The organism is Streptomyces sp. NPDC059740, from assembly GCF_042733155.1.
In the GTDB taxonomy this organism is placed as follows: Bacteria; Actinomycetota; Actinomycetes; order Streptomycetales; family Streptomycetaceae; genus Streptomyces.
The window spans coordinates 85,576-102,114 of sequence record NZ_JBHWGP010000013.1 but is presented as its reverse complement, the minus strand read 5'-3'; the positions used below and the strand labels follow the sequence as shown (position 1 = coordinate 102,114).

11 protein-coding genes are annotated in these 16,539 nt (G+C 73.0%); 8 read left to right on the top strand and 3 right to left on the bottom strand.

Going from position 1 to position 16,539, the window contains the following annotated elements; translation table 11 throughout:
• Nucleotides 1-220: 220 nt before the first annotated feature.
• Both ACFV3R_RS17890 and ACFV3R_RS17885 read left to right on the top strand, forming a co-directional pair.
• Nucleotides 221-1,381, top strand: coding sequence for a glycoside hydrolase family 88 protein (locus ACFV3R_RS17890; RefSeq protein ID WP_385583129.1), 1,161 nt, complete (start codon nt 221-223; stop codon nt 1,379-1,381).
• A gap of 226 nt (nt 1,382-1,607) precedes the next feature.
• Nucleotides 1,608-2,717, top strand: a complete 1,110-nt coding sequence (locus tag ACFV3R_RS17885; RefSeq protein ID WP_385583127.1) for an LLM class flavin-dependent oxidoreductase — start codon at nt 1,608-1,610, stop codon at nt 2,715-2,717.
• A gap of 21 nt (nt 2,718-2,738) precedes the next feature.
• On the opposite strand, the gene ACFV3R_RS17880 is transcribed toward ACFV3R_RS17885, so the two are convergent.
• Entirely contained in the window at nt 2,739-3,785 is a 1,047-nt protein-coding gene (locus ACFV3R_RS17880) for an aminoglycoside phosphotransferase family protein (RefSeq protein ID WP_385583124.1), read from the bottom strand.
• A 1,844-nt stretch (nt 3,786-5,629) separates the two neighbouring features.
• Here ACFV3R_RS17880 and ACFV3R_RS17875 point away from each other — a divergent pair.
• Entirely contained in the window at nt 5,630-6,253 is a 624-nt protein-coding gene (locus ACFV3R_RS17875) for a TetR/AcrR family transcriptional regulator (RefSeq protein ID WP_385583121.1), read from the top strand.
• 93 nt (nt 6,254-6,346) lie between these two features.
• On the opposite strand, the gene ACFV3R_RS17870 is transcribed toward ACFV3R_RS17875, so the two are convergent.
• Nucleotides 6,347-6,907 carry an RICIN domain-containing protein gene (locus tag ACFV3R_RS17870; RefSeq protein ID WP_385583118.1) on the bottom strand — a complete coding sequence of 187 codons (561 nt, stop codon included), beginning with the start codon at nt 6,905-6,907 and terminating at the stop codon, nt 6,347-6,349.
• A 335-nt stretch (nt 6,908-7,242) separates the two neighbouring features.
• On the opposite strand from ACFV3R_RS17870, the gene ACFV3R_RS17865 reads away from it, so the two are divergent.
• The 5 genes from ACFV3R_RS17865 (at nt 7,243) to rph (ending at nt 13,806) form a co-directional block, all read left to right on the top strand.
• Nucleotides 7,243-8,463 (top strand): cytochrome P450, encoded by a 1,221-nt coding sequence (locus tag ACFV3R_RS17865; RefSeq protein ID WP_385583115.1) that lies wholly within the window; start codon nt 7,243-7,245, stop codon nt 8,461-8,463.
• A gap of 54 nt (nt 8,464-8,517) precedes the next feature.
• Entirely contained in the window at nt 8,518-8,712 is a 195-nt protein-coding gene (locus ACFV3R_RS17860) for a ferredoxin (protein ID WP_385583112.1), read from the top strand.
• The gene (locus tag ACFV3R_RS17855) at nt 8,709-9,971 is read left to right on the top strand and encodes an NAD(P)/FAD-dependent oxidoreductase (RefSeq protein ID WP_385583109.1); all 1,263 of its coding nucleotides are present in this window, start codon (nt 8,709-8,711) and stop codon (nt 9,969-9,971) included. The genes ACFV3R_RS17860 and ACFV3R_RS17855 overlap by 4 nt, the downstream gene beginning before the upstream one ends.
• A gap of 288 nt (nt 9,972-10,259) precedes the next feature.
• The gene (locus tag ACFV3R_RS17850; protein WP_385583106.1) at nt 10,260-11,096 is read left to right on the top strand and encodes an EF-hand domain-containing protein; all 837 of its coding nucleotides are present in this window, start codon (nt 10,260-10,262) and stop codon (nt 11,094-11,096) included.
• Between the two features lie 97 nt (nt 11,097-11,193).
• On the top strand, nt 11,194-13,806 hold the full coding sequence (gene rph, locus ACFV3R_RS17845; protein ID WP_385583372.1) for a rifamycin-inactivating phosphotransferase: 2,613 nt from the start codon (nt 11,194-11,196) through the stop codon (nt 13,804-13,806).
• Between the two features lie 138 nt (nt 13,807-13,944).
• Here rph and ACFV3R_RS17840 read toward each other — a convergent pair whose 3' ends face one another.
• Complete coding sequence (locus ACFV3R_RS17840; RefSeq protein WP_385583103.1) at nt 13,945-16,332, bottom strand: GH92 family glycosyl hydrolase; 2,388 nt, start codon at nt 16,330-16,332, stop codon at nt 13,945-13,947.
• Between the last annotated feature and the right edge of the window lie 207 nt (nt 16,333-16,539).

Here is a 16,539-nt window from a genome sequence, read left to right as displayed (position 1 = left end):
GCCCCGGGGGCCGTGTCCGGGCCCGGGGCGTCGGCGGGCCGGTCGCACGGATGCGTGAACCTCCCTTCCCGTGCGGGCGGTTGGCTGCCACGATGGGCGCGCGTCACGTCACCGAACGATGTTCACATCCATGAATCCCGGTGGCGCGGTCCGCTGCGCCCCGAGGACGAGGAGCGCGCCGGCCGGCCGCCCGGGACCGCACCGGAAGTGGGTACCTGCCGTGGAACGTCGCCAGTTCGTCACCGCCGCCGCGCTCGCCGCCGTCCTCCCCGCCCTCGCCCCCGCCGCGGCGTACGCCCGGGGCGCGGCCGGCGCGGCGGGAGATCGGCCGGCCGCCCCCTCGCCCGGGATACCGGCGCGCGCGGAGGTGCTGGAGGTCGTACGACGCGTCGCCGACCAGTGGATCGGCGCGCACAGTGACCCGGGGGATAACGGCTGGGCGCGCGCCACCCTCTTCAGCGGCATGATGGCCGCCCACCGCCTCACCGGCGAACGGCGCTACCTCGACTACACGAGGGACTGGGCCGAGAGCCACGACTACGGGCTGCTGGGCGGGGTGACCACGCGGCACGCCGACAACCAGTGCGCGGGCCAGGCCTATCTCGACCTCCACGAGGTCGACGGGGACCCGGCGGCCCTGACGGCCATCGAGGAGTGCCTGCACACCATGGTCACCGACCAGCCCGACAAGAACGACGACTGGTGGTGGGACGACGCCCTCCACATGGCGATGCCGCCGTTCGCCCGGCTCGGCGTCCTGCGGGGCGACCCCTCCTACCTGGAGAAGATGCACGCCCTCTACACCCACACCCGATCCGTCGAGGGCGGGCCCGGGCTCTGGATCCCCGGCAGCGGCCTGTGGTACCGCGACAAGAACTTCCTGCCCGGCGGCATCACCTCGCCGAACGGCCTGCCGGTGGTGTGGTCGCGGGGGAACGGCTGGGTGGCGGGCGCCCACGCCAAGGTGCTCGCGGTGCTGCCGCCCGGGGCCCCGGGGCTGGCCGAGTACCGGGCGACGCTGGTGCAGCAGCTGGGGGCGCTGCGGTCGGTCCAGCGTGCGGACGGCTTCTGGAACGTCAACCTCGCCGACCCGGCCCATCTGCCGGGGCCAGAGACCAGCGGCACCGCCTTCTTCGCCTATGCGAGCGCCTGGGCGGTGCGCAGTGGGCTGGTGCCCGCCGGCACCTACCGGCCCGTCGCCGCCCGGGCGTGGAACGGCATGGTCGCCACGGCCGTCCACCCCGACGGCTTCCTCGGCTACGTCCAGGGGGTCGGCGACCGCCCGGAGTCCAGTCAGCCGGTCGGCTGGACCACCACCGCCGACTTCGGTGTGGGCGCCTTCCTGATGGCCGGTGCGCAGATCGCGGCGCTCGCCCGGTAGGCCCAGCCCGCTCCGGACGGCGGAGACCGCGAGGAGGTCCTCCGCCGGTCCGGGGTGAGAAGGGGACCGGGGGTACCCGGTGGCCGGCGGCGACCGTGCCCGCCATCGGGGGCGGCCGGGGAGAGGCAGGGCGGGGCCGGTGGGCGCTCGCGTTCGCCGGAATGCGCGAGTGACCTGTACGGTTACAGAGGTCGTTCGTCATTCAACTACCTCTCGGAGGGGCGCCATGCAGTTCGGAATCTTCACCGTGGGTGACGTGACGCCGGACCCCACCGACGGAACGGTCCCCACCGAGCACGAGCGGATCAAGGCGATGGTGGCCATCGCGCTCAAGGCCGAGGAGGTGGGGCTCGACGTCTTCGCGACCGGTGAGCACCACAACCCGCCGTTCGTCCCGTCCTCACCGACGACCATGCTCGGCTACGTCGCCGCCCGGACCGAACGTCTGATCCTCTCCACCTCCACCACGCTGATCACCACCAACGACCCGGTGAAGATCGCCGAGGACTTCGCCATGCTCCAGCACCTGGCCGACGGCCGGGTGGACCTCATGATGGGGCGCGGCAACACCGGCCCGGTCTACCCCTGGTTCGGCAAGGACATCCGCGAGGGCATCCCGCTGGCCGTGGAGAACTACGCGCTCCTGCACCGGCTGTGGCGGCAGGACGTCGTCGACTTCGAGGGCAGGTTCCGCACGCCGCTCCAGGGCTTCACCGCCACGCCCCGGCCGCTGGACGGCGTACCGCCCTTCGTCTGGCACGGCTCCATCCGCAGCCCGGAGATCGCCGAGCAGGCCGCCTACTACGGCGACGGCTTCTTCGCCAACAACATCTTCTGGCCCCGGGACCACTTCCGGCGCCTGATCGAGCTGTACCGCACCCGCTTCGCCCACTACGGCCACGGCACGCCCGAGCAGGCCGTCGTCGGCCTCGGCGGGCAGGTCTTCATGCGACGCAACTCCCAGGACGCGGTGCGGGAGTTCCGGCCCTACTTCGACAACGCCCCGGTGTACGGCCACGGCCCCTCGCTGGAGGAGTTCACCGAGCAGACGCCGCTGACCGTCGGCAGCCCCCAGGAGGTCATCGAGCGGACCCTGACCTTCCGGGAGTCCTTCGGCGACTACCAGCGCCAGCTCTTCCTGATGGACCACGCCGGCCTGCCGCTGAAGACCGTCCTGGAGCAGCTCGACATCCTGGGCGAGGAGGTCGTCCCCGTGCTGCGCCGCGAGTTCGCGGCCCGGCGGGCCCCCGGCGTCGCCGAGGCGCCCACCCACGCGGCACGGGTCGCCGCCCGCGACCGGGACGCCACGGGGGCCGGCAACAAGGAGCAGCTGTGACGGGCGAGGCGGCCGGGCCCGTCAGGCGTCGGTGAGCGAGGACATGACGTGTGCCCTGGCCATGTCCTGTGCGCCCGCGGCCACCCGTCCGTGGGCCGCGTGCCACAGGGCGCTCTCCACGGCGCGTGCCGACGCCCAGGCCGCCAAGCGCTCGGCCGGCTCCCCCGAGAGGTCCGCGAGCACGGCGAGGCGCTCGCGCAACTCCGCCGCAGGGTCGGGCCCCCGGAACGGATCGTCGGTCTGCGCCAGCAGCGGCCACGGGTCGTACCCCGGGTCGCCCACCATCGGCTTGGGGTCGATGGCCAGCCACGGCGCACGCCGGGCCGCCAGCAGGTTGCCGGGGTTGAAGTCGCCGTGCACCGTCACCCGGCGTGCCGCCGTGCGCGGCAACTCCCGCAGCAGCGCCGCACCGCGGGCCACGAGAGCACGGTCGTAGGGCGGCCGGAGGCGTTCCGCACGTTCCTCCACCCCGTCTGCCCACTCGCCGCAGACGTCCTCGACCCGCTCCAGCGCGCCCTGGGCCACCGCAGCCGCGGACCACAGCTCGGTCAGCACGGCGGCGCCCGCAGCCAGCGCCCGGCGGGGCGGCAGCGCGGCCTCGCGGAGGGGGACGCCGGGCTCGCACCGTTCCAGGAGCAGCGCAGCGTGCTCGGGCACCTCGGCCAGCAGGCGCACGGCGCGCCTGCCGCCCCACTGCCGCAGCGCGATCCCCTCGCCGGCGGCCTCGCGATGCGGCCAGCCGACCTTGACCACCACCCGCGACCCGTCCGGCGTGGTGGCCGGCGCCACCCACGCACAGCTACCGCCGCGCAGCGGGGGTTCCAGCCGCAGTCCCCAGCGTTCCACGAGGTCCCGCACGATGCCCGGCAGCTCCTCCAGCCACGCCCACCCCGCCGCGGTGTCCCGCAACCCGGCGACGACCGGCAGGTCGAGGGGGAAGCGGTCGCTGTGGCCCCACCCGCGAGGCCGGGCGGTCTCCCGGTGCGCAGGAGGGGCGGCTTCGGGGCGGCAACCGGTGGCCGCCGGCTCGCAGGGGTGGCAGGCGGTGTGCGCGTCGTCCTCGGTCACGGGCGCAGCCTAGGCGTTGTGCCGCAGATACAGGAGACATTCGCCGTACCCGGGCCAGGAGTGTCAACTGCGTTTGGCCGCGGGGGCCTTCGCTGTCATGGCGCATCATTTGATCGGCGCCGCATGAGGACTGCTGCGCTACGATCCCGGGTAGTGGAACCCCGTCAGGTGTGGTCGGAAACCGATCTGGATCACCTTTCGCGGTCGGTTGGTCACTTGGAGTGATATGGCCGGGTTGGACAAGCAGTATGTCATTGCTGGGATCGGTGCGGCCGCTGCAATCATCGCAGCGATAATCGGTGGCGCCTTCGTCCTTCTGCAGAGCGATGACGGTGGAACGCGCACTGAATGCAGCCGCGGAGCGGTCTGCGGTGACCAGAACTCTGGAAACACCGTCAATGGCGGCAAGAATGAAACCGCGAATCCTTAGAGGGCTTCCTGGGGTGGAATTTGCGTGTATTCAAGCGGGTCGCGTACTGATCCTTGCGACCTCTCTGGCGATCGCCATATCCCTTGCAGGTTGCACTGACAGTAGGAGAGTGACCTCCTGTTCTTCGGGGGCGATCTGTGGGGATGGAAACAGGGGAAACGGTGTTGGCGAACCTGTCGAACCATCGGAATCCTCCAGTGTACGCTCATCGACTGGCGAGGCGACGCGCGGCGTTACAAACTCCGCGACTCCAAGCGAAGATTCGAGCTCGTGGAGGGCGAGCATCAACCTGAGTTTCGTCAACCTCGACTCGCGTCCCCCCAAAACGCTGTCCAGTAACGATGATGCAAGCATCTGGGTAAACTACAAGCTCGACTCGGAAGGTGATGAGGAAGCCGAAGGGGCAACCTTGTACGGCCTCAGAGGAGACTTCTTCACGACGCAGTCAACCATTGCGCAGTGGACCGATTCGTCCAAGCCGAATTACCGGCAATGTTCAGATCGAATTTCCACACAGGCTACGGATGTTTTACCAGTGGCCAGCGGGGACCGGTATTGTGTAAGGACGGCGGCGGGGCGCACCGCGTTCATTCAAGTCGGGGATTTCAATAAAGCGACTGGCTCTTTTTCTGCCACCACTGAAGTCTGGGAAGCGGTCTCCTGATGAGTAGTGGCGCTCGCCGGCCGAGGTGTAGGCAGGGCCCGGTGTTTATCGGTCGAACGATGGCCACCCCGACGAGGTCGGCGTTGCCGATCTGCTCGTGCAAGGGCTCGAACTCGGAAACGCGTTCGCCCTCGCGCTGATTCCAAGCGGGCGAGGGCGATGCCGTTTGCCGTGGCGGACTACGGAGAGCGGGAAGAGACCACCGGGGCCAGCGGGGGAGGAGAGCTGGTAGTGCACCCCACTGACTCCGCGCGGATCGGTAAGCACCTCGAACTCGGTGCCTATGCGTTGGCCCCTGGATTTTCTGAGGTGTGCCAGTCGACCAGAACTGTTTCCCTTCACTCGGCGAGGGTGAGCTTGTACAGACGGGTGATGCCGGCGCAACGCGAGGACGCCGTCGCCTCCGACCCCCGGGGGTGTTGACACCGTGGAGCGCGGAACGCCGCGCTCTGCCGTCGGTCGTGCCGGGTCACCCGGAGACCCCGCCGCCACCGTCCGCCAGAAGAGCCACCTGGTTCTCCGGGTTGCCGCGCGTGGCACGGTCGCCCAACAGGAGCGGGCATCATGGGAGGGGCGAGGCGAGGGCCTGCGCCGTCCGACGGCCCCCGGCGGCCTCCCGCACCGGTGCCCGGTACGCGGGCCGGCCCCGAAGGGGGTGTCGGCGCACACCGCGGCCCACCCCGCGGCCGGCCCCGGCCGCGGAGGACGAACACGAGGAAAGGGCGTGTGGCGATGACGGGACCTGCGCCCGTGCGCTCCAGAAACCCGCGTGGCCAGGGCGAACGGCTCCGTGCCGAGCTGCTGCACGCCACCGAACGGTTGCTGGAGCAGGTGGGCAGCGAGGACGCGCTGTCCCTCCGGGCGGTGGCCAGGGAGGCCGGGGTGGCCGCGCCCAGCATCTACCGGCATTTCACCGACAAGACCGAGCTGGTCTGGGCGACGCTGGAGACCAACTTCGAGCGGCTCGCGCGCGCCATGGCGCAGGCCGCGTCCGAGGCGGAGGCCGCCCACGCAGGTCCTGCCGCCGAACTTCCGGTCGCCCGGCTGCGCGCCCAGCTCCGGGCCTACTGCCGCTACGCGACCGAACACCCCGCCAAGTACCGGCTGCTGCACGAGACGCGGCAGACACCGGTCGGGCCCGAGCGGCTCCGCGACCACCCCGCCGGCCTGCTGGTACGCATCTGGCGGGACGAGCTGGCCGCCTGTCGCGAGGCGGGCTGGCGGATCCGCTGCGACGACGAGGAGGCCCCCTACCTGCTGTGGTCCGCCGTCCACGGCCGCGTCATGCTGTGGCAGGCGATGCCCAGCGTCAAGGACACCCGTCGGCTGGACCGCGTCGTCGACGACATCCTCCGGCTGCTGCTGGAGCGCTGAAGCCGTTCAGCCGCAGCCGCCACCGCAGCCGCAGCCGCAGCCGCGGTGGCGGGGCGGCACGGTCGGCGGGCCCACCGACCGTGCCGCCGTCCGTCAGCGCCGGTGCTGCTCCCACACCGGCAGCCAGACCTCGTTGGCCGTGCCGTTGCCGCAGGTGTACTGGATCAGGTCGCGGCCGCTGCCGACACCGCCCTGGACGTTCAGGCACTTCCCCGAGGAGCGGACCACGAGCTGGTAGCCGTCGCGCCGGGGGACCAGACGCCACTGCTCGTTGGCGGAGTCGCCGCAGGTGTACTGGATGACCTGGGCGCCGTTCTGGTCTCCGCCACCGGAGACGTTGAGGCACTTGCCGCTGTTCACCGACCGGAAGCGGTAGTAGCCGTTGCCGGCGTCCCGGACCGTCCACCGCTCGTTGGCCTGACCGGTCCACGACCACTCGATGACATGGGCGCTGTTCTCGTGGGACGCGCCCGAGACGTTGGCGACCTGACGGGGGTTGGCGGCCAGCCGGAGCGAGACCTGCGCGCCCTGGCCCGGTACCGCGGCGTGCGGCGCCGCCGCACCGGCCGCCGAGGCCCCCGGCGTCGCCGCCAGCACCGCCGCGCCGAGCGCCGCGGAACCGCATCCCAGGGCCAACCGCTTCCACATCCGCATGATGATTCCTCCACCCTCTGCGCCGTGCCGGCGCACCCGGCCGATCGCACCGTGCGACCGGACCGCTACCGAAAGTAGACCTGAGGGCAGGGCTGCGGGAGTGGCGAGAGGGGTGACCGTCGCGGGACTTCCGCGTCGACCCGCCCCCTGGGTGCGCCCCCCTCACCCTCCCGGTGTGTTTTCGCTGCCGGGTGCCGCCCGGGTGGGTTACGGGATGCCGGCGAACCTTCGGGACCCAGTTGGCCTATACAACTGTTACGGGTGTAAGTTTACGTCTGTTAGTCAACTTCCGACGCAGGCGCACATCCCTGCCGGTGCGCCAACAAGGGATCGACATGTCACTCAGCACGCCGCCCGCCCCGCTCCCGGTAGAACCCCCGGCCGGCTGCCCGTTCGACCCGCCGGCGGAGTTCGCCCGGCTGCGCGCCGACGAGCCCGTCTCCCGCATCTCCCTGGCAGACGGGACCCAGGCCTGGCTCGCCACCCGCTACGCGGACGTCCGGGCCATCCTCGGCGACACCCGCTTCAGCTCCGACACCACCCTCCCGGGCTACCCCCTCAGCGGCATGACCGGCGGCTCCACCACCAGCCGGCACCGCGGCTTCATCCGCATGGACCCGCCCGAGCACACCCGGCTGCGGCGGATGGTGACCCGCGAGTTCATGGTCAAGCGTGTCGAGGCGATGCGCCCCGAGGTCCAGCGCATCACCGACGAGCTGTGCGACCGGATGGCCGAGGCGCACGCCGCGGGGGAGCCGATCGACCTCGTCGAGGCCCTCGCGCTGCCGGTGCCCTCCCTCGTCATCAGCCTCCTGCTCGGGGTGCCCTACGACGACCACGACCTCTTCCAGCGCCTCACCGGCACGCTGCTCTCCCGCACCGTCACCGAGGACGAGCGGGCCGTCGCCCGCGAGGAACTCCGCGGCTACCTGCACCACCTCGTGCTCGGCAAGGAGAAGCAGCCCGGCGAGGACATCCTCAGCCGCCTGATCGTCGAACAGGAGCAGCCCGGCGAACTCACCCACGAGGACGTCGTCTCCTTCGCGGCCCTGCTGCTGATCGCCGGCCACGAGACCACCGCCAACATGATCGGCCTGAGCGCCCTGACCCTCATGCAGGACCGGGAGACCGCCGACCGCCTGCGCGAGGAGCCGGGCCTGGTGCGGGGCGCGGTCGAGGAACTGCTGCGCTTCCACAGCATCATCCGTAACGGCCCGCGCCGCGTCGCCACCGAGGACATCGAGGTCGGCGGGGTCCTCATCCGCGCCGGCGAGGGCGTCGTCACGGCGGTCCCCTCCGCCAACCGCGACCAGGAGGTCTTCGAGGACGCCGACCGCCTCGACGTCTGCCGGCCCAACGCCCAGCACCACGTGGCCTTCGGCTACGGCATCCACCAGTGCCTCGGCCAGGCTCTGGCCCGCGTCGAGCTGCAGGTCGTCATCGCCACCCTGCTGCGCCGCTTCCCCGACATGCGCCCCGCCGCCCCCGTCGAGGAGATCCCGTTCCGCACCGATATGGCGATCTACGGCTGCCATTCCCTCCCCGTCACCTGGTAGACACACCTGCGGACCGGGTGCGCCCGGCCCTCCCCATCCCGACAGGAGCATCCCGTGAAGATCACCCTCGACACCGACAAGTGCTGCGCCGCCGGTCAGTGCGTCCTGGTGGCCCCCGAGGTCTTCGACCAGCGCGACGAGGACGGCATAGTCGTGCTGCTCGACGCCGAGCCGCCGGCCGAACAGCACGACGCGGTCCGTGAGGCCGCGGCCATCTGCCCCGCCGCCGTCATCCAGGTGCAGGCGTGAGCACGGCCGCCACCCCCTCCCGCACCGGCCGCATCGCGGTCGTCGGGGCCTCGGCGGCCGGACTGGCGGCCGCCGAGGCGCTGCGCCGCTTCGGCTGGACCGGGGAACTCACCCTGGTGGGCGACGAGAAGCACCCGCCCTACGACCGTCCCCCGCTCTCCAAGCAGCTGCTGGGCGGCGACTGGGAGGCCGAACGGCTCCACCTGCGCGCCCCCGGGCAGCTGGCCGAACTCGACCTCGACGTGCGGCTGGGCACCCCCGCCACCGCCCTGGACGCCGAGACCCGCACCGTCACCCTCGCCTCGGGTGAGCAACTGGCCTGCGACGGCGTGATCGTGGCCACCGGCGTCCGGGCCCGCACCCTGCCCGGCACCGAGGGCCTCGCGGGCGTCCACACCCTGCGCACCCTGGAGGACGCGCTGGCGCTGCGGGGCGCGCTCACCGCCGGCGGCGGGCGGCTCGTCGTCGTCGGCAACGGCGTGCTGGGCTGCGAGGCCGCGGCCGTCGCGCGCAAGCTCGGCCACGAGGTCACGCTCGTCGGCCGCGAGCCGGTCCCCATGGTGGCCGTCGTCGGCGCCGAGGTGGGCGCCCTGCTGGCCGACGAACACCGGGCGCAGGGCGTCACCCTGATGACCGGGGACGTCGACGGTTTCGAGGCGGCCGAGGGCCGGGTCAGCGCCGTACGGCTCGCCGACGGCGCGGTGCTGCCCGCCGACACCGTGCTGGTGGCCGTCGGCTCGCAGCCGGCCGTCGAGTGGCTCGCCGCCTCCGGCCTGCCGGACCTCACCGACGGCGTGGGCTGCGACGCCTACTGCGCCGCCGCGCCGGGCGTCTACGCCGCGGGCGACGTCGCGCGCTGGGAGCACCCCGTGTACGGGCGCCCGCTGCGCGTGGAGCACCGCATGAACGCCACCGAGCAGGGGCTCGCGGCGGCCCGCAACCTCTACGCCGACCTCGTCCCCGAGGAGGGCGAGCGGCGGGAGTTCGCGCCGGTGCCCTACTTCTGGTCCGACCAGTACGGGCTGAAGCTCCAGGCGTACGGCCTGCTGGCCGGTGCCGAGCAGGTGGAGGCCACCGTCCTGGACGCGGAGGCACGCCGCGTGATCGCCTTCTACGGCGACCGCGAGCGGGTCACCGGGGTGGCCGCGATCGGCCTGACGCCGCGCCAGACGCGCACTCTGCGCTCCCTGGTCGCGCGTCCGTCCGACTGGGCGCAGGTACGCGAGGCGCGCGAGGCGCTCCTCGCCCCGACGGCCTGAGCCGGGGGCGGACGGGGGCCCCGGGCCCCGTCCGCCCCGCCCCCGGCGGGTCGGTGTGGTTGTCGCCTCACCGCGGCCGAGGCGGCGGGGCGCGGGCCGGCCGCCGGGGCGCCGGTCGGGGGGGGCGGGGGTGCCCCCCGCCCCCCCGGGGGCGTGGGGGGGGGGGGGGGGGGGCCCCGGGCCCCCGCCCCCCCCGCCCGGTGCGGGTCGGTTAGTGTGACGCCTCACCGGTGCCGTGGCGACAGGCCGCCGGCACGAGTAGGACGCAGCACGGAGAAGGGGCCACACATGGCGGACATCGAGGCGGCGAAGCTGACGTTCGCGCGGTTCGACGCGAACAAAGACGGCCGGGTCACGGCGGACGAGTTCCGCAGCGCCATGGCGGAGATGGGCGACCTCACCGTCACCGGGCCCGTCGCCGAGGCGGTGATAGCCGCCAAGGACAGCAACAAGGACGGCGAGTGGTCCTTCGAGTTTTTCTGCACGCCCTACAACCCCACCAAGCACTGCCCCGGCAAACCCCCGGCGCGGCCCCCCCCCCCCTCGGGTGGAGGGGGCCACGCGCCGTTCCACGGCAGCGACACCCTCCGGGCAGGACACCGCCTGCTCGCCGCACGCGCCGTCCGCCCGGTCCTTACCCGGCGCCCCCGGTGTGTCCCCGCCCGGTCGGCGGGGCAAAAGCGCAGCGAACCTCGCGCCGCGCCACGACGCGCGCGCTCGGTACCGGCCGCCCCCACCGGGCTGACACCCGGCCGCCCCCGATGCCACCACCGACGACGAGAGGGCGGGGTACCCGCACGCGGCGCGCCCTGTGACACGCGGAGCCGTCGGTTCCGGGGGGGGCAGAAGCAAAGGCAAGGAGAACACTCTCCTCGCCACTCTCAACTTATAGCGCGCCGGGGGGCTTGCCGCAAGGCCCCGGTCAGGGCGCACAATCGTCGCCCGGCGCCTCGACCAGCGCAAACAGGCACGAGGTGCGTGGGGTGCGGCCGGCCCGGGGACGTGTGGCACCGGACCGGGGCGATCTGCGGCGCGGTCGTGGTGCCCGGCGCGGAGTCCGAAGGTGCGCGCCGCCCGACGGAGCGGAGCGGCCGGCCCGCCGGAGAAAGAGGGAACCAGGGATGAGGACGTGCTCGACAAGGTGTGCGACGAAGTGGGAGGCGCCGGTGACGCGATCGGCCACCGCAGGGCGAGGGACCACGGCTGCCCCGGGGGTGTCGCGATGACGGAGCAGTACGTGCGGGACCTGCACGAGGTCGACGGGGGACAGGCTGCGGCCGTGGGCGGTAAGGGCGCCCACCTGGGCGAACTGTCGCGGATCGAGGGCATCCGCGTGCCGGGTGGTTTCTGCGTGACGACGGACGCCTTCCGGCGGGTGAGGGCGCAGGCCCCGTCGCTCGACGACCTGCTGGAGCAGCTGGCGCGACTCCACCCCGAGGACCGGGAGGCGGTCCGCACGCTCAGCGCCCGGATCCGCCGGACCATCGAGGACATCGCCGTCCCGGACGACCTCGCGACGGCTGTCACCCGCGCCCTCGCCCGGTCCGGCGAGGGCGCCGCCTACGCGGTCCGGTCCAGCGCGACGGCGGAGGACCTGCCGACGGCCTCCTTCGCCGGCCAGCAGGACACCTACCTGAACGTGGTGGGAGCGGCGTCGGTCCTGCGGCACGTCAGCCGGTGCTGGGCCTCACTGTTCACCGAGCGGGCCGTGACCTACCGCCGGCGCAACGGCATCGACCACCGGACGGTCCACATGGCCGTGGTCGTGCAGCGGATGGTCTTCCCGCACGCGGCCGGCATCCTGTTCACCGCCGACCCCGTCACGGGCAACCGGAGGACCGCCATCGTGGACGCCGGGTTCGGCCTCGGCGAGGCCCTGGTCTCCGGCCTGGTGAACCCGGACGTCTACAGGGTGCGGGACGGCGAGGTCGTCGGCAGGACGATCGCCGCGAAACAGCGTGCCGTTCACGCCCTGCCGGCCGGCGGCACGCGGGAGGTGGCGGTCGACCCCGGCCGGCAGGAGCAGCCGGCGCTGACGGACGCGCAGGTCGTGCGGCTCGTACAGCTCGGGCGCCGGATCGAGGCGCACTTCGGCCGGCCGCAGGACATCGAGTGGTGCCTGGCCGAGGACGACTTCCAGATCGTGCAGAGCAGGCCGATCACCACGCTGTTCCCCGTCCCCGAGGCCGGCGACCGGGAGAACCACGTCTACCTCTCCGTCGGGCACCAGCAGATGATGACCGACGCCATGAAGCCGCTGGGGATCTCGACGTGGCAGCTGACCGCCATGGCGCCGATGCACGAGGCCGGCGGGAGGCTGTTCGTCGACGCCACCCGGCGCCTGGCCTCGCCCGCCGGCCGCGCCGCCCTCCTGGACCTGGTGGGCAGAGGCGACCCGCTGACCCGGGACGCGTTGGAGACCGTCCTGGAGCGCGAGGACTTCCTGCCCCCGCTCCCGGACCCGAGCCCCGGTGGACCGCCGGCCGACCGCTCGTCCGCCGCGGTCGAGACCGACCCGGCCCTGGTCACCGAACTGGTCGAGCGCAGCCAGGCGTCCGTCGCCGCCCTGGAGCGCGACATCCGGACGAAGACCGGTCCTCAGCTGTTCGACTTCCTGCTGGAGGCCTTCGCCGAGCACAAGCGCGCCCTCAGCGACCCGCTGAGCCTGAAGGCGATCATGGCGGGGATGGAGGCCACCTGGTGGCTCAACGACCGGCTGCAGGAGTGGCTGGGCGAGAAGAACGCGGCTGACACGCTGACGCTCTCCGCCCCCGGGAACGTCACCTCCGAGATGGGCCTGGCACTGCTCGACGTCGCCGACGTGATCCGCCCGCAGCCGGAGGTGGTGGCGTTCCTGCAGAGCGTCGTGGACGAGGGCGTCGCGGACGAGGACTTCCTGGAGGAGCTGGCGAAGCGCACGGGCGGGACCGAGGCGCGGGAGGCCCTGGAGTCCTACCTCGACCGGTACGGCATGCGCTGCGTCGGCGAGATCGACATCACCAGGCCACGGTGGCGCGAGCGCCCCACCACGCTCGTGCCCCTGCTCCTCGACAACGTCCGCAACTTCGAGCCGGGTGCCGCCCGGCGGCGCTTCGAGGAAGGGCGGCGCAGGGCGCGGAGGAAGGCAGCGGACGTGCTGTCCCGCCTGCGGGCCCTGCCGGACGGCGAACGCAGGGCCGAGGAGGCCGAGCGGATGATCGACCGGGTCAGGACCTTCATCGGGTACCGGGAGTACCCGAAGTACGCCATCATCAGCCGCTACTTCGTCTACAAGCAGGCCCTGCTGGCGGAGGCCGAGCGCCTGGTGCAGGCCGGCGTGCTCCCCGAGAAGGAGGACGCCTTCTACCTCACCTTCGACGAACTGCGCGAGGTGGTGCGCTCGCACCGGGTGGACGACCGGCTCATCCGTCGACGCAAGGAGGAGTTCCGCTCCTACCAGGCGCTCACCCCGCCCCGGGTGCTCACCTCGGACGGTGAGGCCCTCAGCGGGTCGTACCGGCGCGAGGACGTGCCGGCGGGTGCCCTGGCCGGCCTGCCGGTCTCCGCCGGGACGGTCGAGGGAAGGGCCCGCGTCGTCCTGGACCTCTCGCAGGCCGCTCTCGAAGCGGGCGACATCCTGGTCACGACCTACACCGACCCCAGCTGGTCGCCGCTGTTCGTCGGCATCGCGGGCCTGGTGACGGAGGTGGGCGGCCTGATGACCCATGGCGCGGTCATCGCCCGGGAGTACGGCCTGCCGGCCGTCGTGGGCGTGGAGCAGGCCACCCGGCTGATCCGGGACGGGCAGCGGATCCGCGTGCACGGAACCGACGGGTACGTGGAGATCCTGCCCTGACTACCCCCGCGGAGCCCCGGACTGGTGCACCCCGTCCCTGACGGAGCGGGGGTGCACCGGCCCGCCGTGCCCCAGTGCGGCGCTCGCACCGGGCACGGTGCGCCGGCCCCTACCGGGCCGGTGCTCCGCCGCACGGGATCACTGGCTCCCGGCCTCCGCCGCCGTGGTCGGCAGCCCGACCGTGGGCGGGGCCGTGCGGGGGTCGGTGCCCCAGCCGGTCGGCGAACCGCTGAGGGTGAAGGCGAGGTCGCCGTGGGCGCGGAGGTCCTCCGTCCGCAGGTACGTGGCGGTCCGCCGGGCGCCGTCCAGCCGGACCGAACCGACGTAGCGGCGCGGCCCCTCCGCCCCCGAGGCGCTGATGGTCAGGTGCCCGCGCGGGTAGTAGCGGCGGTCCAGGGAGAGGTCCACCCGGTCGAAGACGGGGGCCGTCAGCGCCCAGGTGTCGGTGCCGGGCTGCACCGGGAAGACGCCCAGCGAGGACAGGACCATCCAGGAGGACATGGTGCCCAGGTCGTCGTTGCCGGTCAGCCCCGTCGGCGCGTCCGTGAAGAGCGAGAGCGCGGTGCGCACCACGTCGGTGGTCTTCCACGGCTGACCGGTCGAGAGGTAGGTGTAGGGCGCGATGAGGTCGGGTTCGTTCTGCGGGTTGTACTTGTCCGCGTTGTCGTAGGCGTACGGCCCGTTGACCCACACCTTGCGGGCGGTGCCCGCCGGGTCCTTCATCATCGCGTCGTAGGCGAAGAAGGAGTCCAGCCGGCGGCCCGCCGCGGCCGGGCCGCCGAGGAGGTCCAGCATGCCGGGGACGTCCTGCGGGACCAGCCACTGGTACTGCCAGGCGGTGCCCTCCTCGAAGCCGACGCTGCGGGCCGGGTCCGCGGGGCCCGTGAAGCGGCCCTGCGCGTCCCGGGCCCGGAAGAACCCGGTGGAGCGGTCGAAGACGTTGCGGTAGTTGCGTGCCCGTGCCGCGTAGCGGGCGGAGTCCGCCCGGTGGCCCAGGTCGCGGGCCATCTCGGCCAGCATCGCGTCGGCCAGCGCGTACTCCAGGGTGACCGAGGCGCTCTCGTCGAACTCCGGGTCGCCCAGCTTCCCCGCGTTCTTGCGGCCCTTGAGGTAGGGGACGAAGCCGTGGCGCAGGTACTCGACGTTCGCCTCGCGGCCCCGGGCGGCGTTGGCGGCCGGCGGCACTCCGTCGGCGTTGCGCTTCAGGGCCGCGTACGCCTCCTCCTCGTGGCCCTTCAGCAGGCCCTGCTGGTAGGCGTTGGTGAGGAACGGCGTCACCGGGTCACCGGTCATGATGTTGGTCTCGACCGTCCCGTAGCCCCACTTGGGCAGCCAGCCGCCGTCCTTGGCGACCTGGAGCACCGAGAGCGCCATGTCCCGCGACTCGCTCGGGGCGAGCAGGGCCAGCAACTGCGCCTGGGTGCGGTAGGTGTCCCACAGCGACCAGTTCTGGTAGTAGCGGAACCCCCGGGCGCGGTGGGGCGCCAGGTCCCAGCCGCGGTAGCGGCCGTCCGCGTCCTGGCCCACGTTGGGGTGGAGCAGCGCCCGGTACAGCGCGGAGTAGAAGGTGCGGCGCCGGTCCGTGCTGCCGCCCCGGACCGCCACCCGGGACAGCCGGTCGTTCCAGGCCCGGTCCGCCGCGCGGCGCACGGCGTCGAAGGAGGGCCCGCCCTCGGCCCGCAGGTTGCCGGCGGCACCGGCGGCGTCCACGTAGCTCAGCGCCGTGGTCGCCTCGACCGTCCGGTCCCGGCGCGCATCGAAGCGTACGTACGCCCCGTGGGAGCCGGCGACCGCCGTGGCCGAGCCCTTCGCCCCCGCGGTGACCTGCTTGCCCTGCCAGGTGCCGAAGGCGGCGAACGGCCGGTTGAAACGGGTGATCGTGTAGACCGTGTAGGGCCGGGTGTCGCGGCAGAAGCCCCGTCCGGTCACGGCGGTGCGCACGGTGTGGTCGTCCAGCACCTGCACGGTGCTGGAGACGGTGCGGTGCAGCGCCTGGCCGGCGTTGAGCAGCACGTTCGCCTTGTCGGTCGCCGGGAAGGTGTAGCGCTGCCGCCCGGTCCGCGTCGTCGCGGTGAGTTCGGCCTCGATGCCGCCGCCGGAGTCCAGGCGGACCCGGTAGTAGCCGGGCCCGGCCTGCTCGTGGTCGTGGCGGAAGGGGGCCGCGTACGCGGCGTCGTCGGTCTGCGTCACCTCGCCCGTGGTGGGCAGGGTCGGCAGGTCACCGCCCAGCCGGCAGCCGGCGCCCGAGGCGTGCACCAGGCTGAAACCGCGGATCTTGTGCTGCCGGTAGTCGTAGCCGGTGCTGTGCCCGGTGTCGGGGGAGAGCTGGACCATGCCGAACGGGACGGTCGCCCCGGGGAAGGTGTTGCCCTCGTTCTGACTGCCGATGAACGGGTTGACCAGGTCGGTGAGGCGGCCCGCGGGCGGGGCGGCCCCGGCGGCCGGTGCGGCGAGCGCACCACCGGACAGGGCCAGCACGAACGCCACGCCTGCGCCGGCCAGGCGCGTGCGGCGGGTGAAGGACATGGGGGACGACCTCCTGAGGACAGGGACGAGCGGGTGCGGGGGGCCTGGCAGGCAGCCGGCGGACGGGCGGTGCCGCGCGCCGGATGGACGCCACGGGGGGCCGCGAGGAGCCTTCGGGGCGACGAGGACCGCTGCACGTCTCCGGGGGCGAGTGGCAGACCGCCGCATCGGGCCCCGGCCCCTGGGGCGCGGGGGCGCGGCACGGCG